This window comes from Marivirga arenosa, assembly GCF_030503875.2.
GTDB classification, from domain to species: Bacteria; Bacteroidota; Bacteroidia; order Cytophagales; family Cyclobacteriaceae; genus Marivirga; species Marivirga arenosa.
The window spans coordinates 2,284,546-2,310,948 of the sequence record NZ_CP129968.2 but is presented as its reverse complement, the minus strand read 5'-3'; the positions used below and the strand labels follow the sequence as shown (position 1 = coordinate 2,310,948).

The window sequence follows — 26,403 nt, the reverse complement described above, 5'->3', positions numbered from 1 at the left end:
ATATATTTTGCACTTTGCTCTTCAAAATCAGCTCACTTTCAACCATTTAAGCACTTTTTCCACTGTTAGTCCTTGTACGATAATGCTAAATACCACAATGATATAGGTTATGGCCACAATTAGCTCTCGATTCATCTCATCCGTAAGGGAAAGCGCTAAGGCAATTGATATTCCCCCTCTTAATCCTCCCCAAGTCATGATTAATCCTGTTCTTGGAACAAAATCCAATTTCTTTTTGAAAATTTGAATTGGCCCTAAAAGGGCTAGGTAACGACAGATCAAGGAAATAGGAATGAGGATTAATCCGGCTATAATATAGTTGTCTTCAAAGCTTAGAATCAGTACTTCTAAACCTATTAAAACAAAAAGGATGGCATTCAAAAATACATCTAAGATTTCCCAAAACTTATCTACATAGCGTTCAGTAATTTCGCTCATGGAAGACTGTCTTTGTGTATCATTCCCTAAAAATAAGCCTGCCACTACCATGGCTAAAGGACCAGAGAAATGTAAACTGCTAGCCAATAAATAGCCTCCCATCACCATAGCTAAGGTTAGCATGACTTCAGTTTCATAATTGTCAATTGATTTGAGCATCCAATAGGTAGCATAGCCTAAGCCTAAACCTAAAAGTATACCACCACCCACTTCTTCAAAAAATAAAAAGCTGATATGACCTATGGAGATATCTGCCTCAGGATTGGCAGCGAGCTGAAAAAGGACCAAGAAAATGACTACTCCCACACCATCATTGAAAAGACTTTCACCTACTATTTTGGTTTCCAGCCTTTTGGGAGCACCCGCTTTTTTGAGAATACCTAAAACCGCAATAGGGTCAGTAGGAGAGATGAGCGCACCAAAAAGTAAAGCTTGCATAAAGCTTATGGGAAGATTCATGAAGTTAAGCAAGTAAAAAGTAAGACTTCCAATCAATATGGTAGATACCAAAACCCCGAAAGTAGCAAACATCAAAATAGGATAGCGTTGTGTTTTGATATGGCTCAGTTTAGTATGCAGTGCCCCAGCAAAAAGCAGGAAACTAAGCATTACATCAAGTAGAACTTCTTTAAAATCAATAGAACTAATAATTTCAACCGCATTATTTAAAAGCACATCCGTAAAAAAAGAAGAAATGGTAATGCCAAGCGTGAACAGCATGGCCATGATCATGAGGCCTATGGTGGTCGGCAATTTGAAAAACCGAACGTTCAAATAACTAAATAAGGCAGAAATGACGATTAGTAAAGTTATGATTTGGAATATATTCATGCTCTTTTTTGAAGTCGAAAATAGGGAATCTGTGATTAGTGTCCTAATGAAATTTATTTAATGATAGTAGCACTAGAAAATAAGTAAAATTAAGGATTTGAGGTTCAATGATATTATAGTTCTGCTTTAAATAGCTCTACTCTTAGGTTTAGATCGTTGAAAAAAAATACTAAACTTGCAAAGTTAAATAACTACAATTGCTTATTAATTTCTACCCCTATGAGATTTTTTAATGATTCCCGTAAAACGGCTAGAAGGATGTATAAAAAGCTACATTTAAACTGGCTTTTCAATACTTCCACCTTTATAGGCAATTTGTTCATAGCTTTGATTATTTCTTATTTTTTTAGGAGGCTAGGATACGGTGAGGCTGTAGATTTTGTGTTTTTGGTTAGTATATTATCTGTAGGCTTATGGGTTACAGAAGCCATTCCACCTTTTGCAGTTGGCATCCTCATCATCTCATTATTATCTTTTGGCTTTGGCACAGACTATTTATTAGAAACAAAATTTCCAGTAGAACTTTTTACCGGCACCTGGACTAGCAATGTGATTTGGTTATTGTTAGGAGGTTTTTATCTGGCTGAAGGTATGCGAATAGCGGGTTTAGACAGAGCCTTATTTCGGTTTACGGTAGAACGATTTGGAAATCAGGAAGATAAATTATTGCTTGGCCTTATGTTCACTACTGCTATAGCTAGTATGGTGATGTCGAACACTGCCACCACAGCGATGATGATTACTTCTGTATTGCCGCTAGTGCATACGATCGGAAAATCATCTCCCTTCTCCAAAGCCATCTTAACGGGCATACCAGCAGCGGCATCCGTAGGGGGAGTGGGAACCATTATTGGGAGCACGCCAAATGCTATAGCGGTTGGGGCATTGCAAGAAGTGGGAATCTACATTTCCTTTACCGACTGGATGGTGATAGGATTTCCAATGGCGATCATATTAGTGTATATGTTTTGGTATTTTCTAAAAAGCAGATTAAGGTTAGGGGAGGTCAGACTGAATCTAGATGAAATTTTACAGACCAATCAAAATACTGATAAATTCAAAAGGAGAGCTGTAATGGTCACCGTGAGTGTGACCATTATCATGTGGTTAACTGAATATTTCCATGGTTTGCCAGTGGCTGCCACCTCCGCCATTCCTATTTTATTTTTAACCATTACTCAGGTTATCAGAGCGGAACATGTCCGTAAACTACCCTGGGATACCTTAATGCTAGTAGCGGGTGGTTTGGCATTAGGTATAGCCATTGTTAAAGTTGGACTGGCTGAGATCGTGATCAATGAGATTAATGCATTGCCTATATCAGTCCTATTCGTAACGATAATCTTCAGTGTGCTGGCAGTGCTAGTATCCAATGTGATGAGCAATACGGCAGCAGCTTCTATTTTGGTTCCATTAGCAGCCAGTTTAGCCCTTCCATTTGGGATTACTGCTCCTATTATTGTAGCCTTAAGTTGCTCCTGCGCAGTACTTTTACCCGTTTCAACTCCAGCAAATGCCATTGCCTATTCTACGGGTATGATGGAACAAAAGGATTTTAGACAAGGAGGTATCTTTTTTATTATTCTAGCCCCAATTTTTGCTTTTGGAACAGTCATGCTGTGGTATCTTATAGCTTTTTAAAAAAGAAAAAGGATTTTTAAACCAAACCTACCAAGAAAATTCAACCCCCAACTTCTAACCCCCAACTCCCAACATCCAACTTCCAACATCCATCATCCATCATCCAACATCAAACCCCCAACTCCCAACCCCCAACATTCCCAAAACCTCCAGTAATAGTTTTAACAAAATATTATAATTATTTCATTTTTTATTTATAAATTAGGTGTAACTATCACATTAAGAACCTATTATGAAAACTATTTCTCGTTACCTTGCCATTGTATTCCTTGCCACATTTTTTTCCTGTAATGAAGAACTCACAGATCCAGAATCAGAAAAGGAAATAGGGTTTCTGTCACTAGCCTTAAGTTTAGATATTGACATTCAAAAGACTAATAGACAATTGTCTGTCAATACTGATGATTTTAAAGTGATTATTTATGATGAATCAGATAATGAGGTTAGCTCTTTTGAAAGATTTGCAGACATGCCAGCACAAGTGGAATTGCCGGAAGGTAATTATTATGTAGTAGTTCATTCAAATAACCTGGTGCCTGCTGCTTTCGATAATCCATATTATTATGGTACTAGTTCATTATTCACCATTAATAAAGGAGAAGTTGAAGAGGTAATCGTAACTAGCGAATTGGCCAATGTAAAAGTAAGTGTTGCTTATTCAGATAGTGTTTTAACCAATTTTGATGATTGGGAAACAGAAGTAGCTTTAGGTTCTGATGCCTTGATTTTTGTAAAAGATGAGACTAGATCGGGTTATTTTGAGGTTGGACCCTTAACCATAAATGCGACTTTATATTTTACAAAATCCGATGGTACAACTGACTCAAGAACCGTTTCAGGAACTATCGACAATCCCCAACCAAAAGATCATTACACGATTACAATTGATGCAACACTTGAAGCAGGTAGTTCTTCTTTTACAATAGAGGTGGATGAAAGTACAAATGATATTGATGTGACCTTTACAAATTCCGAAAATCAATGTTTTATTGAAGGTCAATTTACAGGAGTTCGATACATAGAATACGAGGATCCTGATGAGGAAAATGAATACAAGCTCTATTATGATGAGACCACTGGGAATGTAATCGGTTTATTGGAGCAGGAGAGTGCACCTCCTTATTTTGAAGTGAACTTAACCTATAACGGCAATGATCAGGTAATCCGAGCCGAAAGTATTGATGGGGCTTATGAATACTTCTATGATGGTAGCGGTAGAATTTCAGAATATTTGTATTACGATAATTTAGGGGCTGGAAACTTTGAACTTAATGGACGCATTGTAAATACCTATACGGGCACTCAACTTACAAAAAGTCAATTTTATAATAATGATGGGGCAGGAAATTACACTGTTCCTGGCAGCTACCATACTTATATTTACCCTAACACAACTACTAATGATCCCGAGCAGGTAAACTCTCACCAATCGAGCGGTTTAGTAACGGAAAGAACCTTCTACACTTACGATTCTAATCCAAACCCATACCGAATGGTAGGTGGATTCTTTTATTTCTACATTGATGTTCCGGGTATGGACTTTTCTGATCATAATGTAGTTTCTATTGTGCAAGAAGAATGGGATGCAGTGTCTGGGGCATTCGTTGCAGATGAAAGCTCTACAATTAGTTATACTTATAATGCAGAAGGCTATCCTACTGAAGGCAGTGTAGTGCAAAATGCAGAAGAAATAATAGCTATCTTTTATAATTATTGTTCACTATAATTTAGCCAAAGCTTTAAGCTCTGGTTATTCAGAATCTTTTAACGTTAAAAGAAATAGCCCCTTGGATCATAAGTTTTCCACGGGGTTTTTATTAGAAATAACTTATGCTCTTTCCGCTACTAAAGTCTGTTTGTTAATCACAATAACACTAACCCAAATGACCCACCAAGCATCCAGGAAGAATACTATTTTTTGTAAAAATGGAAGATAGTAGAAGCCTATTTTCGTCACAAAAATTACGAATACCACAAAACTGAGCAGGTAGCAAGCATAGGCAAGCTTTTTAAATCCTTTGTTTTCATATTTGGTAAGCTCAATAAAGAAGGGAATTAAGGCTATACTTCCAAATAAAGCGGTCACCACCACAATTGCATCATGGTAGCTCGTATACATAAATATAAAAGCCGTCATGGTAAGCACCCCAAAAACTCTGATGAGCTGAGTTTTACGGTTTTCCCAATGAAAAATATCGGGCAGTATGTAAAAGAAAATGATCATAGTAAGGCTCAAGATCAAATGTGAGACTATGGCAAGTCCCCGAGCTTCGTTTACCAATCCACCTTCCGTCACAGGATTCATCACATCACATAAAAAGTTATGAAAGAAGCTATATCCCTCGTAAATCGCATGATTTTGAGAACCTCCAGGATAATCCGATGCTGCGAGGCTAAAAACAACTAAATAAATGGCCAAGCCAAAAATGGGAAAATAGGGAAGGTACTTTTTAATCATGTTAAAAATTTCAATAAGAATGCAAACTTAACCAATCTTTTGCATTTTGGTTCACAAAGTTTACCTAAACAAAAACAAGAGAAAATGTAGCTCTGTATTCACATAGAACGATAATTCTAATGCTCGATGCATTAAAACACTTTAAATTCTTTTTGTAGAATTGCTTGTCCTTTAAAGTTGAGTGAATATTTAAATAGAGACTTGACCTTAATTGAGAATGACTTGATACTTTAGGACAATAAGGTGAAATAGCCATAGCCTATTTCAATGGAACTCACTAGATAAAACCTTTGAGATTAAGGTTGAATTGTTGATTTAACCCAGTTTCCTTTTTGCTTTTCAAATAAAATTCGATCGTGAAAACGAGTTGAATTAAATGATAAGAATTCAATTCTCTTAGGTTCTATCGCATAACCGCCCCAGCTATCAGGTCTAGACAAAATATGATTTTCAAATTTTTGACTTATTTCTAGATATTGTTCATTTAGTGTACTCTTATTTTTCAATTCTTCACCCTGCCTACTCACTATAGATACTATTTGACTTTCTCTATTTCTTTCTGAAAAGTATTTATCTGCCAGTTGCTTGTTGATGGGATTTGCCTCTCCTTGTATTCTAATTTGTCGTTCAGTTTCTGTCCACCAGAATGTCAAAGCAACTTTATTATTAGCACTTATTTCTAAAGCCTTTCTCGAGCTTAAACTGCCTGTAATGATTAATTTGTTATCAACAATATCTTTAAAAGATACAAATCTTGCGTTTGGATATTTATCCAACCCAATGGTTGATAGGCAACAAGCAGTTGGAATATTTACTTTTGAAACTGATAATTCATCAGCTAACCAGTTATTAAATAATGCTATTGGTGAATTTATCATGATGTTCAGTTAGTGATCTAAATCCTACTTTTTGAAATGAGAATAATTATTACTCGAATTTGAAATTATATTAGTTTATACTATGCAAGTTACTTCTGCTTTCCTGTATTAAAATCGTATAAAATTTTAGCATCAACCCAAAAAATATCTACATTCTCATAGTTGTCAGAACCCATATTTCTACTAAAGAATAGATATTTCCCATCAGGTGTCACGCTGGCTGATGCTTCCCATGCATCAGTATTTATTTTATCTCCTAAGTTTATAGCTTCTCCCCAAGAACCATCATCCTGCTTAAAGCTGATATATATATCTGAACTTCCATAACCCTCTTCTCGCACTGCATCCCACAGTAAATAAGACTCATCAGGTGCTATAAAGGGGTGATTGATATTTTTGAGAGCAGTATTTATGTTTTTACTCAGCACTTGAGGATTTTCATATTTCCCATTGATCAGGCGGGCATAGCGTATAGGAAAATCTGGTTGTTCAGGAACATAAGTATCAAAATATAAAGTACCAGAGTTTGCAGCCGAAAGCCGCATGATTAGTTGGTCTTCAAAAGGTTCTCCGAGTTCTTTTATTTCAGACCAACCCTTGGATTTTCTTTCTTTATAACGTCTACCTAAATACATTCTTTTGCCATCAGGGGATAATACCGGTTGGCCGCTCCTGTCTGAGATAATAGAATCTTTCCATTCGTTATTTGTATAATGGAACATGACAAGTTTTGCCTTTTCATATTGATCACTTGCACTGATATAATAAAATTCCTTCATATCAGCTGAAAAAGTTCCTCCATATTCATATTCGGAGGATGTGACCATTCCAGGTGCAAAAGGAATAGGAGTTACTTTAGGGGGTGTTTGACCTAAGTACTGGCTAAATTGTTCGCGTGCTCTCTCTTGATTTGAGTTCGTCTCTTTGTTACACGAAATCAAAAAGGTAATACAGAGTAAAATGTAAATTAGATTTTTCATCAAGTCTATTAATTGTGGTTTAAAGAAACAATTACAATGGGTAATATCATTTATGCTTTGTTTCAGACTATATTATTTATTTCAGCTTGAATAAAATATCGGCACTCACCCAATACACTTCACCCTTTTCAACCCCAGCCCAGCCTTTCTTTTCAGGGTTATTCAATTTTCTGGAAAAAAAGAAATATTTTTCATCAGATGACATATATGGACAATAGTATCGCCAATCTTTTTCATAAGATAATGGTATCTCTCTCAATTTTGTCCATTTACCATTTTCATTAAAGCTAATTTGAAATCTCCCTTCTTTATTAGTGATGGCATAGCTTTCATCAGAAGAAATATATACTATAGGAGCATTTTCTTCAATATCCATCAGTATTGAGGGTTTATCAAATTTATCTCCTTGTAAAGCTTGCGCACGATAGGTGTTCATCCTTCCTTTCTTACTAGGCCTATTTGAACGAAAATATAAACTACCATTTCCTGTAACCACTGGGTATGTCTCTATATATTCCGTTGATACTGAGAATTCTACTTTGGTCGCTAATTCCCATTTTCCATTTACTTTTTTACTCATGTATATGTCAGGAGGAATCTTATAAAGTTCCTCTTTCGAAACATCATTCGCATAAAGGCTAGGATCTACCCCAAGAAAATACATTGTTTTACCATCCTTAGTTATTGTGGGGTCACAAGCCACAGATAATAAAACACTATCATGATACATTTTGAGCGGTTTAATGTCTGTCCATTTACCCTTAATCCATTCAGCATGATGAATTACAAAACTCTTGTCAACAATTCTTGAAAAGAAGATTTCTGTATGATCATTATTAAACACCACATTGAGTTCTACACTATCTGTATTAATCATTGAGGGTGCAAATAACTCTGGAGTTGTTGATGGTGGCTCCTGATTAAAGTAGAGCTCAGTATTATTTTTACAACTCGTGATGATCAAGAAAAGGATGAAAAAACTTACTATTTTATTCATTTTGGTGTTGTTTATATAGCTCAGAAAGCCATTCTATGCTGTTTATTCCGGTTTTAGGAAATGCAGTTTTATGATTTCCTTCAACTATTTGCTTTGATAATTTTTTAGATTCAAGAAGGTTGGCAAATACTTCTACCTCTTCACCTAATTCTTTCTCCATGCTTCCGTATGAAATAAAAATATTAGCATTTGATTCCTTATTATCTAATCGTTTACTTAAAAATAGAGAGTCTAATATTTTATTATTATTGTTAAATGAAGGGCTACCTAAAATATAGTGATTAAATGTTTTAGATTTTGTAAGTAGAATATAAGCACCAAAGGCACCCCCTAATGAATAGCCAAAGTATGTTCGATTATTTGGATCTATACGATACTTTTTCTCTATAAAACTGATCACATCTTCTTGAATAAATTGAAGGTGATCAGTTGCCCCACCGAAATTAAATTTACTCTGATGCGCAATATTGTTTGAGGTGCTAAAAGTGTAGTCTCGATACCTACTTACATGATCACCCACTTCTTCCAATAAATCCTCAGGCATATCTAATTGCCAAGAAATCCCCACTAAAATGACACTATCCAATAAATATTCTGTTGCAGATGATAACAATTCCATATGCCATTTTGCATCTGTAAAATAAATTACTGGATAACTATAGTCTTTATTCTTTTCATAGTTTTCAGGAAGCTTAATGTATAATTCATATTGCCTATTCAAGGATGAGTCTTTAATGGGTAATACTTTTGAATTTGCTATCTCATATTTTTTTGAATCGCTAATACTGGGAGTAGTATTTTTAATTGCTGTGTCTTTATAAGAGTTGATATTACATCCAGTCAAATTGTGGATGATCATTATCAACATCAAGGCTCTACCTATATTTTTCATACTAATACTCCTAAAAATAAAGCCATCCATTCAATAGCCGGTTAATTCATAAACTTCATTAATAGAAAGTTCACTAAGTTCAATAATTGATTTATTTGAACTAGCCATAGCTTTCTTTATAAGATAATTTCCTGTTCTATAGCCAATTGATGTACGACCATCCGGATGCTGAAACATCCACTTCTGATAATCAGCATCTTTTGGTAAAGCCATTATTTCAGCCACCCATTCATCTGCATTTACACTATCGGGAATATGGTTTTCTTTAAATTTGACACCAGTATGTATTTCCGAAAAAACCTCAGCTAGACCTTCTACAATAGTCGCGGTCTGAATAGTAGGAGTAAATTTATTATCCTGAATAGCCCATCCCAGAGCAAGATGATGTAGTTCATGAAATAATGTAGGTCTTAAACCAGCATGAATTGCTGCGACTACTCCTCCAGGAAATTTTTTTGATATTTGGATTAAAACAAGGGCTGGATTGTTGGTTTCAGCTCTGCCTGTAACTCCACCCACCACATCTAAATCCCAATCAACGATTTCTATTTCATAGCTTATCTCGTTTGGAAGATCAGATAATAATCTACGAACATCTCCCTCAGATTCTTCTACTATTTTGATTGCTAAACCTTTTTCAAAATCTGTCAATTTTCCTCCAGTTGATTTAAAGTCAATTATACTTTTTGGTTTATTGACGATAGGAGGCTGATGATTACAGGATGATAATAGCATCAAGAATGTGCCTATTAGGGATAAAATAATGTATTGTATTACTATACTTCTCATATTAAAAGCGCTTAATGTCTTAAATGTAATTTCATTCCTTCATGGGATGCTTTGAATCCAAGAGCCTCATAAAACCTTATTGCATCAGGTCTTTGTTTGTCGGTAGTTAACTGAACTAAATGAGCAGCTTGCTGCTTTGCTCTTTCAATAGCCCATTCTAACATCATTTTACCTAGGCCTTGTCCACGAAAGTTCTTATGAATCCTCACTGCTTCAATTTGAGCTCTTATGCCTCCTTGGTAGGTCAGATAGGGAATAAAAGAAAGTTGAAATGTACCCATTACATCATCCTCATTTATAGCTACCATTAATTCTTGGTTCGGATCCTCAGATATAAGCTTAAAAGTTTCCAAATAAGCAGATTGATCGTGTCTGTTTTCTCTCAGAAAACCTAGTTCATCATCAGCTAATAAGGAAATGATGTAAGGAAGGTCTTCTTCTTTTGCCTTTCTTATGTTAATATTATTCATGGCTTTTTAGTCTTTTACTTTGTTTTAGGATATTCCAAAGTAGGATAGAAGATACTAGTGTGATTATTGCGAAAAACTTTTCAAAAGTTGTTTGTGCTAGTAAATTACCTATTGTATTTAATCCGAAAAGGATCATAAAAGCCCATAAACTAATTTTAACTACTTTTTCAGAAAATACTTTTTTCAATAGGTTACCTTTTTGAGATACTATAAGAATCAAATACAGATTAACTATGACGGATAGGATTTCGAATACATACATCTGATCATCATTCTCCAATCTTCCTCCCCATACATTTTCATAAGGTATTATTTTTAGTATGATAGTAAGGTGAAAAAGAGTTACCAGAAGCTGAATTGCTAATAAAAGCTTTATTGATTGCTTAGTTTTCATTTTATTTTAAAGTTTAATTGTACATCAGAATTTAGGTTGATTTTGGCTAGTTTTTACTTCACTCAATTCAACTTAAACTGCTGACAAAAATCTAAGATCTATCTCATCCTATCGTACGGTTTTAAATATCCAGACCATTTGAATGAGATTCCGGACCTCTTAGTTTAGACTAGTATTAAATATATTATGGCTTAAAGAAAGGGTATAGCTTCATATTCTTTTCGATAAAGCTATATCCCCATTAAATTTTTAGACTATTTATTTCCGCTTTTTAATGTAATTCCTTTTAACATTGGCTTGCTCAAAGAATAAATTGGAACCATCCTCAGAAAAGGTAAATGAAATAGAGGGGCCGCTCATCTGCGAAAATAAAAACCTTCTATTTCCCTTATAAGTTAGCTCTTCGCGATATTCACCAGCAATAATTAGAATTAATTTATCACCCTCTATTTCAAAGACTGAGGTATCAGTTGAATCTTGATCGTAGACGTAAGTACCTTCATAATTTTTAAGCATTGAAGCTGAAATTTCTACTTCGGGCACGCCTAAATACAATTCAAGAATTCTAGAATAAACCTCATTGATGTTTATTCTTGAGGCATTTGATACTAAAGAAATCGCTAAATCCAAGTCTTTGAAATAAATAGAACGGGCATTGAAACCATCAATATTTCCTCCGTGCCCAAAGCCTGTTTGATCAAGAAGATCAAATCGGAAAATTCCCATCCCATGATTTTTTTCTATTGTTTTCATGGATTTTAAACTCTCTGAACTAATTAACTTTCCAGTTAATAAGCTTCTAAAAAATACATTTAAATCGGCCGGTGTGGATACAAGTGAACCAGCACCCTTGGCTATGCTCAAATTGGTTTCTGGGAATTCAACCCATTGATCGTTTTCTAATGTATAGGACAAACTTTCATTATTTGAACTTTGTATTTTTTTACCAATAGAAGTGCTTTTAAGGTTTAAGGGAACAATAATATGCTCCTGTAACAGCTTTTCATAGGTATTATCAAAGACTTGTTCAACTATCCGGGCTAACAGAAAATAGTTTGAATTGCTATACTTGGTATTTTTACCAGCTTTGAATTCGATTTCCATTTCATGAATTGCCTTTAACAAGTCCTCAGCTGACTGAGCAGTAGTTCTATTATTCCAGAAATAGTCTGACTTTGTATAACTTTTTATTCCACTTTGATGATGGAGCAAATGCTTTATAGTAATCTTATCTGCATTTTTAAGTGTAGGGAAGAAGCGATCAATGCTTTGATTAAGCTTAATTTTGTTTGCTTCAATAGCTTTAAATACAAGAGTAGCAGTGAAGCTTTTTGTGATGGAAGCGATTCTATAAATGGTATTAGTATTGGCTTTGAGTTCCTTGTTAAGATCACGATACCCAATGCTTCCTGAGTAAATAGATTTTCCATTTTTACTGATGGCCAGGCTACCCATAAAAGAATCATCATCCTCTAATTCAGAAAGATAATGATCAATTTCTTCTTTAAAATCTCGCTTATTTGTGTTTTCAACTTCTTGCTGTGAGTTCTCATTCCCGCAGGATGCGAGCAATAATAGGATTAATAGACACAATATATTGTTTTTCATTTCTTAGGTATTTTATAATGTTTGAGCTCAAAATTAGGATCGCTTTTGAGCTTAATCGTTTGGATAAAAAGGAAGAAGTCCAGCATTATAATTTAATACCTCTAAAATCTTTCGTTTAATTAAACGATAAGTGGGAAATTCTTGACATGTAAGTATTACATTATGATATTCCTATTAAACAATCTTTAAAACGATATTAAATGCAAAGCTTGATATCCTTATTCACCTAATGATTTAGATGCTAGCAGTCATTATGAAATCCTAAATCATAATTCCGGGCGTAGCAATAAAAGCCATGCTTAATCTTTGCATCATTATTAATCACAAATCAAAAACGGAATTATGAAAAATCTCATTTTAACAACATGCTTAATAGGCCTAGCTTTTTTGTCTCAGGCACAAGATGTAAAGCCGGAAAGAAAAGGCTTTAGTATAGGTGCTTCTGCAGGAATCGGAATACTTAATTATACTAAGGGAGAATCAAAGGAGAATAGTACTAGCTTAACAGTTCCTAATATAATGGCAGGATGGATGCTTAATCAAAAGCTTGGTTTATATTTAAATATGCCTGGAGTTCTTTATTCAGAGAATGATTCAGATAGAGGCTTTGAAGCTTTAATTCCATCTGTAAAATACTGGCCTACCAACAGAGTATGGGTTTTAGGAGGTGCAGGAATGGCTATGGATTTCCCTGCTTTTTATCAAGTTGATGATCCTGCAACTGAGGATTGGAATACCGGAATGGGAGCTTTATTAGGAGTAGGGGTAGAGCTTTATCAAAGTAAAAAATGGACTATTGATCTTCAATCTAAATTTTTATTTAGTAAAATTAATTTACCTTCAAATCAAGAAATGACCGGGTCTGCCTTAATGATAACATTAGGAATTAACTATTATTGATATTTGATTCAATTACAAAAGCTTCATTAAATCTTTAAAAGATAATCAAAAGCTGGGTGCAAAATAGTGGATATTGCTATATTTGAATGATTTCAAATATAACATTCAACGATATCCATTATTTTGAATACCCAAAAATCAATAGTAGTTCTACCTTTTGAAAATATTAGTTCAGACCCCGATAACGAATATTTTGCTAACGGAATTACTGAAGAAATTATTAATGCCCTAAGTAAAGTAGAAGGACTAAAAGTAACTGCAAGAACTTCATCTTTTGCTTATAAAAACAAACCTATTGATATCAGAATCATCGGAAATCAGCTAGGTGTTGCTACAGCATTAGAAGGAAGTATTCGAAAAGCGGGAAATAGAATAAGGGTGTCCGCTCAATTAATTAAGACTGAGAATGGTTTTCAGGTATGGTCAGAAAGTTTTGATAGAGACTTAACCGATATATTTGAACTGCAAGATGAAATAAGTCTCATAATTGCTGATAAAATCAGAGAGAACTTTGGGCATCTGGAAATAGAAGAGCATTTAGTCACTCAGCAAACGGATAGTATAGAAGCATATTCCTACTACCTAAAAGGTAGACATTATCAATTAAGATGGAATTTTGATGAATTTGAATTAGCTATTGAAGCCTATAAAAAAAGTATTGAGTTAGATTCAAAATTCGACAAACCTTATTTTGGCTTGGTTCAATGCTATGGTCTTTTAGCATCATGGGGAGCCCTAGATAAAGAGTTTGGATTACTACAGGCTGAAAAATATCTTAATACAGGACTTAAAATCAATAACAAAAGTTCTGTAGCCTATTTTGCTTTAGCTACTCAAGCGCTGTGGATTGAATGGAAACCTTATTTTGCACTGGGGCTGTTAAAAGAAGCCCTTAAAATAAATCCTAATGATTCAGAAGCTTTAGAATCAGCAGCTGAAGCCCATATTGCTCTCGGTAATTTTCAGGAGGCAATTTCTAAAATAGAAAAAGCATTGGATGTAAACCCTTTGTCTGCAAATCATCATTTTACAATGGGTAATATTCATTATTTACAAGGAAATCATCAAATAGCTTTAAAAAGTTTTAAAAGATCTTTAGAGATAGATCCGAGTTGGGAGTTTTCATTACAGGTGAGCTGTTTGTGTTATATTTTTTTAAAAAATAAACAGGCTTTAGAAGAAATTTTGGCAGGTCATTCTGGCCTTGCTGAACGTGAATTTTTCATCCCCTTATATGATGCTATTAATCATCATAAAGATATTGACTTGAATTCAATTCCAAAGACTCAAAATATTTATTTCCCCTGGAGTTTATGGATCCTCATTTATTCAAAACAGTATTCTGAGGCGCTTGAACACTTGAAGTTACATATCGATAAAAAACAAGGACAATATTTGAATTTCCAAAGAGAGCCATTGAATGCTCCTCTTAAAAAAATAGAGGGATACAAGGAGATAGTAGAAACTGTTTTTGATCAACCTAAACAAAGTTTAAATGAAGATTACACACTTCATTCCAATGTATTAATTCCAAAGGAGGATCAATTGTATTATAAAGCAAAACTTGATGAACTTATGAATCAAGAAGCTCTGTATGCATCTGATAAGCTTAGCTTAAGAGAACTTGCTAATGCTATTGATCTTCATCCCAATAAACTTTCATGGTTGCTTAATGAAGTATTAGGAAAGAATTTTAATGAATATATAAACGGCTTAAGAATTGAGGATTTTAAAATAAAAGCCCTAGATCCACATTATAGTCACTTTTCACTTTTAGGCATTGCCTACGAAAGTGGTTTCAGCTCAAAATCAGTTTTTAACGATTTCTTTAAAAAAACAGAAGGTTTAACTCCCTCTGCATGGGTTAAATTGCAATCCTAGTAGTATACCCCTCTGGCCGCCAATTGGCGGACATCTCCCCTTAAAAAGGGGAGCAGCAGAGTGTGCAAATCATAATCTGACTGCTTAACATTTATTTTTATCAACATTATTAATTCAAGGATTATATGATATTAATTAAACTACCAAGTTTGCTAGAAGCAGTTCCCAGCTCCCCTCCTTGCAAAGGAGGGGTGTCCGAAGGACGGGGTGGTTTTAATAACAAGTACGCAGGACGGGGTGGATTAAATACCCAATCCGCAGGACTGATAACTTTTAAATACCTAGCTCCATAAGATTAGAATAAAATTAGTATCTTAATAAAACTTAATTCCCCAAAAAGTGAAAAATCAACCAATAAACAATAAACCCGAACTAAAAACCTACCGCAAAAACCTTAGAAATAATGGCACAGTAGCGGAAGCCTATTTGTGGAGATTTTTGAAAAATAAACAATTGGAAGGACGGAAATTCAGGCGCCAGTTTAGTGTAGGCCATTATATTCTAGACTTCTATTGTCCTGCTGAGAAGTTATGCATTGAATTGGATGGCGCTGCCCATTTTACAGATGCAGGTTATGAATATGATCAGCAAAGAACTGCATTTTTAAATGCCCAGGGTATAAAAGTGATTCGATTCGAAAACAAAATGGTTTTTGATCATACAGAAAGTGTGTTGGAGAATATAAAAAGCTGTTTTAAGAAATAACCCCTCTGTACGCTAACTAGCGGAATATCTCCTAAACAGGGGAATAATTAAAACCCCTCATCCGCCTAGTGGCGGAAGCTCCCCTTTTTAAGGGGAGCAGCAGAGTGTGCAAGACATGTACAGCCTGCTTAATATTTAATTACATCTTAAAAAAAAGTGTGCTAATATTAGATAGTATTATAAAATAACTACCAAGTTTACTAGAAGCAGTTCCCAGCTCCCCTCCTTGCAAAGGAGGGGTGTCCGAAGGACGGGGTGGTTTTAACAACAAGTCCGAAGGACGGGGTGGTTCTTATAACCAGTCCACAGCGCGGGGTGGTTCTAATAACTAGCCCCGCAGGACGGGGTGGTTTCAATACCCAGTCAGCAGGACGGGGTGGTTCTCACCCACAAAAAAGCCCCTTGAACAAAATTGCTCAAAGGGCTTAGGGCGATGAAACGATCATATGCTATGCGGTTAGAAGACTTTCAATTTCCGTAATTTTATCTTCTCTGTATTGCTTTTGCAATTTAAGTTCATCGATACTGGCTTGCTGAAGATAGGCTTCCTCTGGGGTTAACACATTTCTACCTTTCGATTCCGTCTCTACTTCCATGCTGATTTTATCCAACAAAGCTTGCTGATTGTCAATCATCTCTTGAGGCGCATTGGTACTATTTAAGTGCTCCAACAAGCTTTCAGCTTTTGCTAAATCCTCTTTCAAGGCATCGATTTCACTTTGATCCATTTCCTGCCTAGACAGCCTATTGGTCAATCGCACGCTTGAACGTACAATATCTCTGTCTAACTCTTTTGATTCTGCTGACCATTTCTGCTTCAGATAAGTCAACTGTTCGTTTGTCATTTGATCTAGGGTTTTCATTTTTATTTATATTTAAAGGGTTGAACATACTACGCTAATTCAAATCGGGATAGCCTTACCAGTTCTCGCATACTGCTATTCATGAATTGCTCAAGGCGCTTCAAGAGTTGGGCAGAGGGGAGATGAATTCCGTGCTCTACTTTGGAGATGGTAGACTGATTTACATTGAGTTTGATTGCCAGTTGTTGCTGGCTGATTTTGTGGTATTTTCGAACGAATCGAAATACCCTGGCACTAATTTCTTTAGTTTTCATAAAGCATTAAATTTAGAGTTGAACATATGCTAATAGAATATTCAAGCATTGTGCCAAAAACCATATTTACGCATGGCTTTTTTGTGTTTTACAAAATTAAATTATGCGTATATTAATTTTAAAAAATAAATTATGCGTGAATCAAATTTTTAAAGTGCGCATAAGTTTCTCATCACAGCAAGATTATATGCGTGCTTCTAATTTAATGTGCATGTATGCGTGAAATTATGTTAGAATTTTTTATGCGTGGATTAAAAAATAAATGCCGGAATAGGGGAGATCGTCCTATTTTTCATCTAAGAATTTAGTTGATTGGTCTAAGGGAGCTTTTATATATAATCTAAAAGTACTAGATTAGAAGTATTAAATTAATTTTAACTAAATACCTACAAAGATATGCCTGTCAAACATACCCCAACTCAAGATATTTATCTCCAATTAGAATTGAAATTTCTTAATATAAATCATTAATTTCATCATAATAAGTAATAGATGTTGAATATTAAAAATGAGTAAAAAAGAATTTACATTGTTTCGTGAAAATTTAACCCTGAAAAGCGTTAGACGATTTTATCATCTCGACTTTTATTACTTTTTATTATATATCGTAAAAGAGGGTAGAAATTCATATTCAGAAATTTACGAATATGCTGCAACAAAAAAATCTGAACTCAGCAAAATTGCCCGTTCAATTGAAAGTAAAGAAAAATTTAATTCTGAATACGCACTTAATAGTGTAATAAAGGAGTCGATACAATTTGAGTTTATAAAAGTAGTAAATGAAAATTTCGTTTTAAGCGAAACTGGAGAGAGACTTTTGTACCTATTTCAAAATGATCAGGATAAGGCAGACGTGGTTATTTGTCAAAAATTTGAAACTCATTTTGGTAGAATATCTCAAATTATTAAGTTTTTATATCAAGCAAATTCAGATCATGGATTAGTAGTTTTCCCAAAATACTCACCATCGTACTTAGGATATACTGTTAGGCAGTTGTATGATAATTCGTCACTTGAAAAGTATTGCAGAGATTTTTCAAGGTGTGCATTTAATGATGTTAAAAAGTACATGAACATTGAAATAAATCATAATGAGATCTATTATAAGTTGCTTAATGGACTGCAAGTTTTTCTCGACAAGATGAATGGTAGAACATCAAATATTAATGTTACTCGGGAAGTTAAGAGTATAACTTACAGCTACTTTATAAATTTATTTTTTGGCGAAACTTTCGAAAGAACTTCATTTGATATCTGGATTAGAAGAGCAAAGGAATTAAAACTCCTTAATTTTTCAGAGTTCTTTCCTGAAATTAATTGTATGGTAATATATCCATTAGCTAAAGTTATTCCTGCTAATATAGAAAACCAAAAAGAATTAAGAGTGATGGCAAATACCTTGAATAAAGAGTATTTAATAAGACTTGAACCTAAATGGAATAATATTAAAGATAACTTTGTGCAAACATTATGGGAAAATTATGTGGAATTGAGAAAAATAAAAAACAATTTTTTCATATCTGTACAAGATCTAAGAGATATTGTTTGCTTTAAGCTCCAATTATCTGAATTAGATTTTACTAAGTTCCTTGGAATTGCTTACGAAGAATCAATTAGCGAACAAATCAAAAACTTTAAAATATCTTTAGAAGTTGACAGAGCTCCAGAAGAAAGGACTTTTGTTACATCAAAAAGATATCCGATATTAATAAATAATATTCCAAAAAATATTATTGGTATTAAAATACGTTAAAATGAATAAATTTTTAAGAAAACCAAAAGCGGAAGTAAAGGAGATTGCTGATAGATTTGGCAAATTAAATTTGAAAGAAAATCCATTTCCATATAATCCATTTATTGAACCAGAATCCGAAGACCCTAAAAGAAACGGAGAGATTTTCAATAGAGAAATTAGAAAGAATGAATTAGACAAATTTCATAAAAATTTTTTAAAAAAACCACTTACTGGTGACCACGATAGAATAGGATATTTACTAGAATCTTCATTTACCGGTAGAGGAAATGGTAAATCTGCATTCTTAGTTAATATTGATAAAGATATAAATCAAGATTTTGGTGATTCAACTAGTAATTCCTTAAATAAAACTTTTTCTGTCTATATAAAAGCTAAAGCAGGGCAAACCTCAAAATTTTGGCAATTATCTGAGTTAATTATTACAGAGATTTGTAAAAAAAATATTTTCGAGGACTGTTTAATTACACTGAGATATAAAGTACTTAAGAACGGAAATGACTTCGATACCAGTTTTTTAGATGATTTAAATACAGAGGCAGATTTTCGAAACTTACTAGACAATAATTTTTTATTAAATAATAAGGTAGATTTTTCAAAATTCAATACACAACTAAAAAAATATCTAATTGATCTCGGTGTACACCATGAATTAGCATCATCGCTTTCATACATGTCCAGCGAAGCATCAAGGACAGTCTTTGAGACTACCGTAAATAAACCTGATAGCTGGAAGAAGAAGGAATTGAATAGAATATTATTTGATGAACTGGTTAGGATCTTTTTGGCTGCTGATTTTAATGGCTCTTATATACTGCTAGATGAATTTGAAAAAATTGTAGATTATCAAAAACCTTCGGAAAGAATCGAATTTGCATATGAAATCAGGCAGAACTTATTAGAAAGTAACCTCCAAGGGGCCATACATGGTTTTTTTATTCTATTACTTACAATCCATCCTGGTACTCAACGATTGTTGTTGGAGGGTTGGGAAAAAGCAGGCTTAAATGCCAGAAGCCCACTTCCTTCCGATGATCTTATGGAATCACCTCATGTTGTTGCCTTTGATGATATCAAAAAACAAGATATTAGAGCATTAATGGAGGTGTATTTAAACTACTATAGAATTGAAAAAAACATAGTTGACTTAGAAGTATTATCTCCCTTCACTGAAGATGCTATTGATTTGATAGCTAAAATCTCGAAATTTAATGCTGCCAGAATATTAAAATTTGCTCATATAGCTTTGAATGAATTAACTACTAGCGATAGGGAAAAAATAGATCAAACATTTGTTAGCAATTTAATTGATAAGAAAAAGACAATGCCTCAGGAAAATATAACTTCTGATAATTTTCTAAATCGTGAAAAAAGTCCGATGGAGGATGCTTTAGGTAAATCTAAATTGAATATTAAATGAACAAATACTTAAATTATACAATTACAAAACCTTCTATTGATCAACTGCTAAATTTTAAAGAAGATAATGCAGATGAAGATTTCAAAGCCCTATTTGAAAGGGCCCAAACCTGGGATGATCTAAGAATAATTTTACCGCTACATCTTGCATTTGAGAAAGCAGATTCAATTCGTTTAAAAAGAGAGAACGTTTTCAATCTAGAAACATTATATGATACAGTCGATCTAGTAGGAGGGGAGTTATGTGGAAGTCTAGAGGGATTTGATGAAAATTTCATTTACCTGTTAATTGAAGAGTCTTATGAAGACCTTGATATTGAAAATAAAAATCTTTCTGAAATTTTAACCTTCTTTTCAAACTCATACCACAAAGCAGAAATGATATAACAAATGAGAGTAATGATTGACACTAATGCCTTAATCCGTTATTGGGGTATAAAAATTAAGAATAAAAACTATAATCTAAAGAGTGAATCAAAGCGGATTATTACTGAAGGTCTTAATTCTGGATCACATATATTGTTTGTTTGTTCAATCTCAATCATAGAAATATGGCATAACTTGGAATACGATCAAAGCAGTTTAACTTCTTTCCAAACATTAATAAAGCAACTTTATGAAGAGGATAATTGCAGAATAGTTGAATTAGATAAGGAAATATTGATGAACTATATTGCTTTAGAGGATGAAAATACAATCAAAGAACATGATCGTATGATTGTTGCTTCAGCTATTACATATGACTGCGACACCATATTAAGTTCTGATCACGAAATACATAAATTTTCACAGAACTCCCAATTAATATCTAATGTAATTGGTTAACCAGAATTGCCCCTCGTTGATGCCATGATAGTAGTAATGTAAACTAATTGCATGATAAAGTTAAGTCAAATCTTATCCTGTGGATAGAAAATCATTTACAATGATCTAAATCAGATTAATTTTTATATCCTTCTTATTACTTCAATCCATAAGTACTCTAGCTCAAAATCCACTTATTGTTAAAAGAAGTGAGCAGCAATCGAAGATTGAATTCTTAACTGATTTAGATGCAGTGCCTATTTTTAAATATGGCTCTGAAAATTTAATTTAGGCCAAAGCAATGGGAGAGAGATAAGCTTAGCAATGACACAAAATTATCATTAAGTATATAATAGCTGAATTCATCTCAATTATTCTGCTAATTTTTTTCACTACTTTTATTAAATATAAAGTATTCCTTAAACCCAGTAGCCAGTGAATATCAAAGCCTTAAAAGCAATTACTATAAGACCCGTAGCACCAGAAGATGCGCCCTTATTATTTGAACTGATGACCAGCGCTAAATTTCTGGCCAAAATCGGGGATAGGGGGATTAAATCCGAAGCGGATGCCAGGCAGTATATACTAGCCAAAATGCATCCTGATTTAAATCAAAAAGGCTTTTTTGTCAACCATATCATTATGGATAGTGAAACAAAAGCGGAGATTGGAACTTGTAGTATACATGATAGAGAAGGAATAAATGGGGTTGATATTGGATACGCCATTTTAGAACGCTATGAGGGGATGGGCTATGCTACTGCAGCAGGTCAAAAAATGGTAGAATTAGCCTTTAGCACTTATGGGCTCAGTAAAGTCTGTGCAATCACGAATTTAGATAACCTAGGCTCAAGCAAAGTTTTAGAAAAAGTCGGCTTTAGTCATGTGGGAAATATTGAAGTACCCATAGCGGATCATCCAGTGAAATTGTATGAATTGTCATTTGATGAATTTAAAAATAAGCTATGACAGAAAGCAAAAAACCGATGATTTAGGAATCAGCAGTATCAGTTTGTTCGTAGTCAATCTTAAGTATTTGCCATTTAAATTCACCGGCAGGCGTTTTAACCACGACTTCATCGCCTTCAGTTTTGTTTAAAAGCGCTTTTGCAAGAGGAGAGTCCATCGAAATATAATCTTTATTACCAATAATCTCTTCATATCCCACAATACGGAATCGTCTTTTTAGTCCTCTATCCATATTCTCAACTTCCACCCAGGCGCCAAACATTACTTTGCCTTCCTGAGAAGGGTGATAATGAATGACTTTAAAGTTATCAATGCATTTGCGCAGATAACGAACACGGCTATCAATTTCACGTAAGCGTTTTTTATTATAATGATAATCCGCATTTTCTGATCGGTCGCCTAAACTGGCGGCCCATGAAACCTTGGCCGTAGTCTCTGGACGTTCAACTTTCCACAAATGATCCAACTCATCCCGCAACTTTTGTAATCCTTCAGCAGTAATCATTTGCGATCGATTCAATTTAGGCAGTGTAGATTCCGGAATTTTACGTCTCATGTTTAGATGTCCTTATTATAGCGCAGTCGAAAATTAATAGATTGAGGAATAATATCCTGAGCAATCAGGGATAAAGAATAAAAATTTTCTCTGTCCTGAGTATAAAATGATTTATACTTCAATGGACTATTTAATTTAAATGTATAGTTTCATATCATATCGTATCAATTCATATTATTACTTCCTACAATTTCTCTAGTTGGAAGAAATTGTTTAAATTTTTAGGAAATTAAGCTATAAATGGAAACTCTTGGTAAACTGGCATCTCTTATAGGAAATGTATTTCTATTTTTTGTTTTTGTAAGTTCGTTTGAAATTGAAAATGAAGTTTCCCAAGGATTTGTGTACGGGTTGAGGCTTTCAGCTATTTTAATTTTTTTTAGCGAATCTACTAGGGCTTATATTAAGTATAGGAAGGATCAAGATTCACAATAAATTCTCTGTTATTCAATAAATGCTTTTTTTACTGCACTAAACTGATAGTTTCTTGTTTTTTTAATGCACTGGTCCATATTTTATTAAAGCATCAAAATCTAAATATACACATCGCATCCTTTTGTTATAGACAAAGGTTATATAATTTATATTATGTTAAGTTATGTTTTTTAATTCCGACCTATCTTATCATTTTCCGAATAAGGATTACCTCTAGCGAAGCGCTAGTCACCTTAGAATCTTCAAGTAAAACCAATGGATCTATAAACATTTAATTTCTGCTGCTTTATTTTTGAATGTATGGCCAATGGTAAAGTCCGCTATATTTTAGCCACTCTATTTCGGCTATAAATTTATTCCTTCATAAATCATCTAAACTCAGCGCTCTATTTTGCGATACATAGTACAGATGTGGAGTTTAAAATCTCTATAAGAAAATAGCGCATTATAATAGGTCTAATTTTTAAAGGCTCTACAATTCATTTATAAACGATCAGTTTTGTTTTCATTATAGAATACAGCTCACAATCAAACCAATTCCACTTACATAAGAGATTTTCATAAATCCATTTAACTTAACATAATATTTGAAGCACAGATTTTTTACAGGCTCATCGAATCTGCCATATTAGAAAATATTGCAAGCCTGAACTAAATGCTAGCAATATTGAGTTTGTGTATTCTGAAATAGCTAAATTTGCATCTCAATACAAATATCAGGCATGGAAACAGCAATCGCCCCTATTCCCTCTATAAGAGTACAAGATTTTGATAATCAGGAGCTTAACTTGATGGATAAGTATGCGGGAAAACAGCTTTTAATCATCATTTATAATAACCAATGTTTGGGATGTACGGGTCGTGCAATTCCTCTAGCCTATGAATATCAGCAGGAATATGACAATCTTCAAGTAATTGGCATTCACTCTATTTTCAACAAACTCCCTGTTACAGAGGAAGATATAAAGAGCATATTCACCAGCGGGGAATTACCCTTCCCTATTTATCTTGATCAGGAACACAAAGTGTACGATCAGTTTAATGCTGAAGGTACCCCGCAATGGCTTTTAATTACAGCTGATGGGAATTTGTATCGCTCCATTTTCGGCTCGCAATTAGGAGCTCAAAACAGATTGATGTATGCGCTTGATGCGCTTTGTAATGAAGCATAATAATAGCCCTAAAACCTAAGACTTTTAATTGTAATGCCCTATCTAAGAAAACTATACTGCAAGCCTACCGAAGCAAAATGAATTAAGGAGAAATTATAGACTTGTGCGATGTCAGCACCGCCTTCAATAATTCTATAGCCTGCACGAGCGCTTAGATTTGAATCACCGAATTGATACTCGCCACCAATCAATATATCTTCAGCTCGGCCAACAGTTCCTACTAAAGCATCACCTTTTAACAATAGATGGAAATTGTCTGAGGTATAGTGTTTTAAATTAAAACTAAGCAGCGGTACTACGCCTAAGTCTGTGGTTTCATCCTCTAGATTACTTTCTGACAATGCAATTCGAGCATCCCGAATTAATACGGTAGCTCCAGCCGATAAATACCATTGATCAGAATCTATAAATTGATAGCGATAACTGGCTCTATAGGTATTGAATTCATAACACCCTGAGACTTCATCATTACTTAGTCCGTAAGTATGAGCACCGAATACGATATTCTCAGTACTTGTTTTTGTGTAATCAAACGCCAAAGGTGCGGCAGTTAATTCTATGATATTACGATCCAAAAACCTGAAATTAGCCTCTATCCTAGCATAAATGACGGGTTGATTCACCTCAAAATCATCAGTAAGTGAAAATAGATCTCCTTTATTGCCTTCCGCATTTGCATAACGCACATCATTATAACCATTAAAAGCAGCGCCTGATTCCAGAGTTAAGTCAAACTGTGCCTTGGCACTGAAACTTGTCAATGTTACTATCAATAAAAAAGTTAATCCTCTCAAAATCATAAAAAGTCCATTTGTTATACTATGAACACGAGGCTTGTTTACTATGGTTACTCTTCACTATTTGTGCGGTAAATAGGCTTGATTAATCTCTAGTTTTCATCCTCAACTTAACATAATATTGAGTTGATTTTATAAATATGTAGTTGAAAAAGTATGAAAATCAGTTGATTACTCAACAAATAATGAAACGTAAAGCATTGATAATCAGGGGCTCATTAATTTTAATGACAAAGATTTTCGATTGAATTATTTGTATTAGCCTAATTTCTTTCAGTATTTCATGAAAAAATATAATCATGAAAAGAATAGTAATAATTTTGGCCATCCTCTTCCCTATTATGCTGGGCTGTGATGAAGTAGAAAATTTAAATACCAACGATTCTGTAAATTTGGCTGACTTATCTGATGGTGAAGGAAAGGTAATCGTATATGGAGAGGTAAGTGATTCATTTACAGGGAATGCGACCATAGAAGAAACCAACACTTTTCTAGGCGTAGGTTTTGATCCTGACAATATGCTGGATGAATATACCGTTGCCATTATAAGTGATGATTTTAGCGCATCTTTACAATTACGTTTTTTCTTAGAATATCCTGAATCTGCGGCTGAAAATATCGAACTATTTGCTGAAAAGTATAATATCATTGATTTAAATGATACCAATGGTGGTGGTGTATTATATGCCTATCCGCTATTACAAATATCAACGAATAGAGAAATTAGTCATTCCTCCTATCCTGATGGTGCAAATAATTATGCTGAAATTGTAAGCGTCACTTCTGATATAGTTGAAGGACGTTTATTTATTGAAGGAGTTGAAAATTCAGAAGGTAAAACGTATACTATTGAAGCTGCTTTTAAGGCGGAGCGCCAATAAATACAGTTTCAAAATATAGCTTTATTGGTAGCTTGAAATTAATTTTCTAACTTCAGTGCTCATCCAATAAATATAAGCTATGGACTTAACAGAATTTATAATTCGTTTATTATTATCGGCTGTTGCAGTGTTTTTAAGTGCTAAATTATTATCTGGCATTAAGCTAGAAAGCTTTGGTCAGGCTATTATGGTGGCGATCATTTTAGGAATCGTTAATGCAGTCGTCAAGCCTATATTGGTATTTTTCACCATCCCGATTACGATTATTACTTTAGGCCTTTTCCTACTGGTAATCAATGCATTAATGATCATGTTGGTGGATAAAATATTGAAGGGATTCGTGGTAAAAAGTTTCTGGTGGGCTTTCTTCTTTAGCATCATCCTATCGGTTCTGAATGCGATTTTACAGTCACTTTTTTGATAAATAGTAGTAAAGAGTTTTAGGTAAGGTCTATTATCGGGCTTTATTTTTGGTCCGACCTTCGGTACTGACCAAATTGCTAATGGTTCTGACCTTTGGTACTGACCAAATTATTATTCTTTCTGTGCTAATTGCTATTGGTTCTGACCTTCGGTCAGACCTAAGTGATATCTGAATCCTTACTTAAACCTACACCCTAAAACTTCTTACCTTCAAC

General features: G+C 34.1%; 27 protein-coding genes. 13 read left to right on the top strand and 14 right to left on the bottom strand.

The window, feature by feature from the left end; all coding sequences use genetic code 11:
• Positions 1-27: 27 nt before the first annotated feature.
• Complete coding sequence (locus QYS47_RS10050; RefSeq protein WP_308356702.1) at positions 28-1,269, bottom strand: cation:proton antiporter; 1,242 nt, start codon at positions 1,267-1,269, stop codon at positions 28-30.
• Positions 1,270-1,488: 219 nt separating this feature from the next.
• Between QYS47_RS10050 and QYS47_RS10045 the strand changes: the two genes are divergently transcribed.
• Both QYS47_RS10045 and QYS47_RS10040 read left to right on the top strand, forming a co-directional pair.
• The gene (locus QYS47_RS10045) at positions 1,489-2,910 is read left to right on the top strand and encodes an SLC13 family permease (RefSeq protein ID WP_322345884.1); all 1,422 of its coding nucleotides are present in this window, start codon (positions 1,489-1,491) and stop codon (positions 2,908-2,910) included.
• A gap of 232 nt (positions 2,911-3,142) precedes the next feature.
• Positions 3,143-4,636 (top strand): DUF4493 domain-containing protein, encoded by a 1,494-nt coding sequence (locus tag QYS47_RS10040; RefSeq protein WP_322345882.1) that lies wholly within the window; start codon positions 3,143-3,145, stop codon positions 4,634-4,636.
• A gap of 102 nt (positions 4,637-4,738) precedes the next feature.
• Here QYS47_RS10040 and QYS47_RS10035 read toward each other — a convergent pair whose 3' ends face one another.
• From QYS47_RS10035 to QYS47_RS09995, 9 genes are all read right to left on the bottom strand, one after another.
• Positions 4,739-5,368, bottom strand: coding sequence for a hypothetical protein (locus QYS47_RS10035; RefSeq protein ID WP_322345880.1), 630 nt, complete (start codon positions 5,366-5,368; stop codon positions 4,739-4,741).
• 296 nt (positions 5,369-5,664) lie between these two features.
• On the bottom strand, positions 5,665-6,246 hold the full coding sequence (locus QYS47_RS10030) for a pyridoxine/pyridoxamine 5'-phosphate oxidase (protein ID WP_322345879.1): 582 nt from the start codon (positions 6,244-6,246) through the stop codon (positions 5,665-5,667).
• An 89-nt stretch (positions 6,247-6,335) separates the two neighbouring features.
• Entirely contained in the window at positions 6,336-7,226 is an 891-nt protein-coding gene (locus QYS47_RS10025) for a TolB-like translocation protein (protein ID WP_322345878.1), read from the bottom strand.
• Between the two features lie 76 nt (positions 7,227-7,302).
• Positions 7,303-8,223: a hypothetical protein gene (locus tag QYS47_RS10020; protein WP_322345876.1), complete on the bottom strand. Its 921-nt coding sequence runs from the start codon at positions 8,221-8,223 to the stop codon at positions 7,303-7,305.
• Positions 8,216-9,115, bottom strand: a complete 900-nt coding sequence (locus QYS47_RS10015; protein WP_322345874.1) for an alpha/beta hydrolase — start codon at positions 9,113-9,115, stop codon at positions 8,216-8,218. The genes QYS47_RS10020 and QYS47_RS10015 overlap by 8 nt, the downstream gene beginning before the upstream one ends.
• A gap of 30 nt (positions 9,116-9,145) precedes the next feature.
• Positions 9,146-9,904, bottom strand: a complete 759-nt coding sequence (locus tag QYS47_RS10010) for a DUF2268 domain-containing putative Zn-dependent protease (protein WP_322345872.1) — start codon at positions 9,902-9,904, stop codon at positions 9,146-9,148.
• Positions 9,905-9,915: 11 nt separating this feature from the next.
• Positions 9,916-10,374: a GNAT family N-acetyltransferase gene (locus QYS47_RS10005; RefSeq protein ID WP_322345870.1), complete on the bottom strand. Its 459-nt coding sequence runs from the start codon at positions 10,372-10,374 to the stop codon at positions 9,916-9,918.
• Complete coding sequence (locus QYS47_RS10000) at positions 10,367-10,768, bottom strand: hypothetical protein (RefSeq protein WP_322345869.1); 402 nt, start codon at positions 10,766-10,768, stop codon at positions 10,367-10,369. Before QYS47_RS10000 ends, QYS47_RS10005 begins: the two co-directional genes overlap by 8 nt.
• A 258-nt stretch (positions 10,769-11,026) precedes the next feature.
• Positions 11,027-12,376 (bottom strand): serine hydrolase domain-containing protein, encoded by a 1,350-nt coding sequence (locus QYS47_RS09995; protein ID WP_322345868.1) that lies wholly within the window; start codon positions 12,374-12,376, stop codon positions 11,027-11,029.
• A 342-nt stretch (positions 12,377-12,718) separates the two neighbouring features.
• On the opposite strand from QYS47_RS09995, the gene QYS47_RS09990 reads away from it, so the two are divergent.
• The 3 genes from QYS47_RS09990 (at position 12,719) to QYS47_RS09980 (ending at position 15,862) form a co-directional block, all read left to right on the top strand.
• The gene (locus QYS47_RS09990; RefSeq protein WP_302125362.1) at positions 12,719-13,276 is read left to right on the top strand and encodes a hypothetical protein; all 558 of its coding nucleotides are present in this window, start codon (positions 12,719-12,721) and stop codon (positions 13,274-13,276) included.
• A gap of 123 nt (positions 13,277-13,399) precedes the next feature.
• A complete protein-coding gene (locus tag QYS47_RS09985) occupies positions 13,400-15,157 on the top strand; it encodes a tetratricopeptide repeat protein (protein ID WP_322345866.1) in 1,758 nt (585 codons plus the stop codon).
• 339 nt (positions 15,158-15,496) lie between these two features.
• A complete protein-coding gene (locus QYS47_RS09980; protein WP_322345864.1) occupies positions 15,497-15,862 on the top strand; it encodes an endonuclease domain-containing protein in 366 nt (121 codons plus the stop codon).
• Positions 15,863-16,311: 449 nt separating this feature from the next.
• Here the strand turns inward: QYS47_RS09980 and QYS47_RS09975 are convergent, their stop codons facing one another.
• Together QYS47_RS09975 and QYS47_RS17535 are read right to left on the bottom strand one after the other, a co-directional pair.
• Entirely contained in the window at positions 16,312-16,725 is a 414-nt protein-coding gene (locus tag QYS47_RS09975; protein ID WP_302125371.1) for a hypothetical protein, read from the bottom strand.
• A 29-nt stretch (positions 16,726-16,754) separates the two neighbouring features.
• Positions 16,755-16,979, bottom strand: a complete 225-nt coding sequence (locus QYS47_RS17535) for a helix-turn-helix domain-containing protein (protein ID WP_407660331.1) — start codon at positions 16,977-16,979, stop codon at positions 16,755-16,757.
• Between the two features lie 508 nt (positions 16,980-17,487).
• On the opposite strand from QYS47_RS17535, the gene QYS47_RS09970 reads away from it, so the two are divergent.
• The 5 genes from QYS47_RS09970 to QYS47_RS09950 all read left to right on the top strand — a co-directional run bounded on the left by QYS47_RS09970 (position 17,488) and on the right by QYS47_RS09950 (position 21,924).
• Positions 17,488-18,732: a hypothetical protein gene (locus QYS47_RS09970; RefSeq protein WP_322345861.1), complete on the top strand. Its 1,245-nt coding sequence runs from the start codon at positions 17,488-17,490 to the stop codon at positions 18,730-18,732.
• 1 nt (position 18,733) lies between these two features.
• Positions 18,734-20,152 carry a hypothetical protein gene (locus QYS47_RS09965; RefSeq protein ID WP_322345859.1) on the top strand — a complete coding sequence of 473 codons (1,419 nt, stop codon included), beginning with the start codon at positions 18,734-18,736 and terminating at the stop codon, positions 20,150-20,152.
• The gene (locus QYS47_RS09960) at positions 20,149-20,538 is read left to right on the top strand and encodes a hypothetical protein (protein WP_322345857.1); all 390 of its coding nucleotides are present in this window, start codon (positions 20,149-20,151) and stop codon (positions 20,536-20,538) included. Before QYS47_RS09965 ends, QYS47_RS09960 begins: the two co-directional genes overlap by 4 nt.
• A gap of 3 nt (positions 20,539-20,541) precedes the next feature.
• Complete coding sequence (locus QYS47_RS09955) at positions 20,542-20,976, top strand: type II toxin-antitoxin system VapC family toxin (RefSeq protein ID WP_302125388.1); 435 nt, start codon at positions 20,542-20,544, stop codon at positions 20,974-20,976.
• 414 nt (positions 20,977-21,390) lie between these two features.
• The gene (locus QYS47_RS09950) at positions 21,391-21,924 is read left to right on the top strand and encodes a GNAT family N-acetyltransferase (protein ID WP_302125391.1); all 534 of its coding nucleotides are present in this window, start codon (positions 21,391-21,393) and stop codon (positions 21,922-21,924) included.
• A gap of 22 nt (positions 21,925-21,946) precedes the next feature.
• On the opposite strand, the gene greB is transcribed toward QYS47_RS09950, so the two are convergent.
• Entirely contained in the window at positions 21,947-22,480 is a 534-nt protein-coding gene (gene greB / locus QYS47_RS09945) for a transcription elongation factor GreB (protein WP_322345855.1), read from the bottom strand.
• Positions 22,481-23,637: 1,157 nt separating this feature from the next.
• Between greB and QYS47_RS09940 the strand changes: the two genes are divergently transcribed.
• Positions 23,638-24,087: a TlpA family protein disulfide reductase gene (locus QYS47_RS09940; protein WP_322345854.1), complete on the top strand. Its 450-nt coding sequence runs from the start codon at positions 23,638-23,640 to the stop codon at positions 24,085-24,087.
• 38 nt (positions 24,088-24,125) lie between these two features.
• Here QYS47_RS09940 and QYS47_RS09935 read toward each other — a convergent pair whose 3' ends face one another.
• The gene (locus QYS47_RS09935; protein ID WP_322345852.1) at positions 24,126-24,887 is read right to left on the bottom strand and encodes a porin family protein; all 762 of its coding nucleotides are present in this window, start codon (positions 24,885-24,887) and stop codon (positions 24,126-24,128) included.
• A gap of 296 nt (positions 24,888-25,183) precedes the next feature.
• Here QYS47_RS09935 and QYS47_RS09930 point away from each other — a divergent pair, with 296 nt between their 5' ends.
• Positions 25,184-25,765, top strand: a complete 582-nt coding sequence (locus tag QYS47_RS09930) for a hypothetical protein (RefSeq protein ID WP_322345851.1) — start codon at positions 25,184-25,186, stop codon at positions 25,763-25,765.
• Positions 25,766-25,844: 79 nt separating this feature from the next.
• Positions 25,845-26,186, top strand: a complete 342-nt coding sequence (locus QYS47_RS09925; protein ID WP_302125402.1) for a phage holin family protein — start codon at positions 25,845-25,847, stop codon at positions 26,184-26,186.
• Positions 26,187-26,403: the final 217 nt, after the last annotated feature.

Bases quoted from the DNA above. Each gene is read 5' to 3' on its own strand.
- QYS47_RS10050 (WP_308356702.1), bottom strand. From the start codon at position 1,269: ATGAATATATTCCAAATCATAACTTTACTAATCGTCATTTCTGCCTTA.
- QYS47_RS10045 (WP_322345884.1), top strand. From the start codon at position 1,489: ATGAGATTTTTTAATGATTCCCGTAAAACGGCTAGAAGGATGTATAAA.
- QYS47_RS10040 (WP_322345882.1), top strand. From the start codon at position 3,143: ATGAAAACTATTTCTCGTTACCTTGCCATTGTATTCCTTGCCACATTT.
- QYS47_RS10035 (WP_322345880.1), bottom strand. From the start codon at position 5,368: ATGATTAAAAAGTACCTTCCCTATTTTCCCATTTTTGGCTTGGCCATT.
- QYS47_RS10030 (WP_322345879.1), bottom strand. From the start codon at position 6,246: ATGATAAATTCACCAATAGCATTATTTAATAACTGGTTAGCTGATGAA.
- QYS47_RS10025 (WP_322345878.1), bottom strand. From the start codon at position 7,226: ATGAAAAATCTAATTTACATTTTACTCTGTATTACCTTTTTGATTTCG.
- QYS47_RS10020 (WP_322345876.1), bottom strand. From the start codon at position 8,223: ATGAATAAAATAGTAAGTTTTTTCATCCTTTTCTTGATCATCACGAGT.
- QYS47_RS10015 (WP_322345874.1), bottom strand. From the start codon at position 9,115: ATGAAAAATATAGGTAGAGCCTTGATGTTGATAATGATCATCCACAAT.
- QYS47_RS10010 (WP_322345872.1), bottom strand. From the start codon at position 9,904: ATGAGAAGTATAGTAATACAATACATTATTTTATCCCTAATAGGCACA.
- QYS47_RS10005 (WP_322345870.1), bottom strand. From the start codon at position 10,374: ATGAATAATATTAACATAAGAAAGGCAAAAGAAGAAGACCTTCCTTAC.
- QYS47_RS10000 (WP_322345869.1), bottom strand. From the start codon at position 10,768: ATGAAAACTAAGCAATCAATAAAGCTTTTATTAGCAATTCAGCTTCTG.
- QYS47_RS09995 (WP_322345868.1), bottom strand. From the start codon at position 12,376: ATGAAAAACAATATATTGTGTCTATTAATCCTATTATTGCTCGCATCC.
- QYS47_RS09990 (WP_302125362.1), top strand. From the start codon at position 12,719: ATGAAAAATCTCATTTTAACAACATGCTTAATAGGCCTAGCTTTTTTG.
- QYS47_RS09975 (WP_302125371.1), bottom strand. From the start codon at position 16,725: ATGAAAACCCTAGATCAAATGACAAACGAACAGTTGACTTATCTGAAG.
- QYS47_RS17535 (WP_407660331.1), bottom strand. From the start codon at position 16,979: ATGAAAACTAAAGAAATTAGTGCCAGGGTATTTCGATTCGTTCGAAAA.
- QYS47_RS09970 (WP_322345861.1), top strand. From the start codon at position 17,488: ATGAGTAAAAAAGAATTTACATTGTTTCGTGAAAATTTAACCCTGAAA.
- QYS47_RS09965 (WP_322345859.1), top strand. From the start codon at position 18,734: ATGAATAAATTTTTAAGAAAACCAAAAGCGGAAGTAAAGGAGATTGCT.
- QYS47_RS09960 (WP_322345857.1), top strand. From the start codon at position 20,149: ATGAACAAATACTTAAATTATACAATTACAAAACCTTCTATTGATCAA.
- QYS47_RS09955 (WP_302125388.1), top strand. From the start codon at position 20,542: ATGAGAGTAATGATTGACACTAATGCCTTAATCCGTTATTGGGGTATA.
- greB (WP_322345855.1), bottom strand. From the start codon at position 22,480: ATGAGACGTAAAATTCCGGAATCTACACTGCCTAAATTGAATCGATCG.
- QYS47_RS09940 (WP_322345854.1), top strand. From the start codon at position 23,638: ATGGAAACAGCAATCGCCCCTATTCCCTCTATAAGAGTACAAGATTTT.
- QYS47_RS09935 (WP_322345852.1), bottom strand. From the start codon at position 24,887: ATGATTTTGAGAGGATTAACTTTTTTATTGATAGTAACATTGACAAGT.
- QYS47_RS09930 (WP_322345851.1), top strand. From the start codon at position 25,184: ATGAAAAGAATAGTAATAATTTTGGCCATCCTCTTCCCTATTATGCTG.
- QYS47_RS09925 (WP_302125402.1), top strand. From the start codon at position 25,845: ATGGACTTAACAGAATTTATAATTCGTTTATTATTATCGGCTGTTGCA.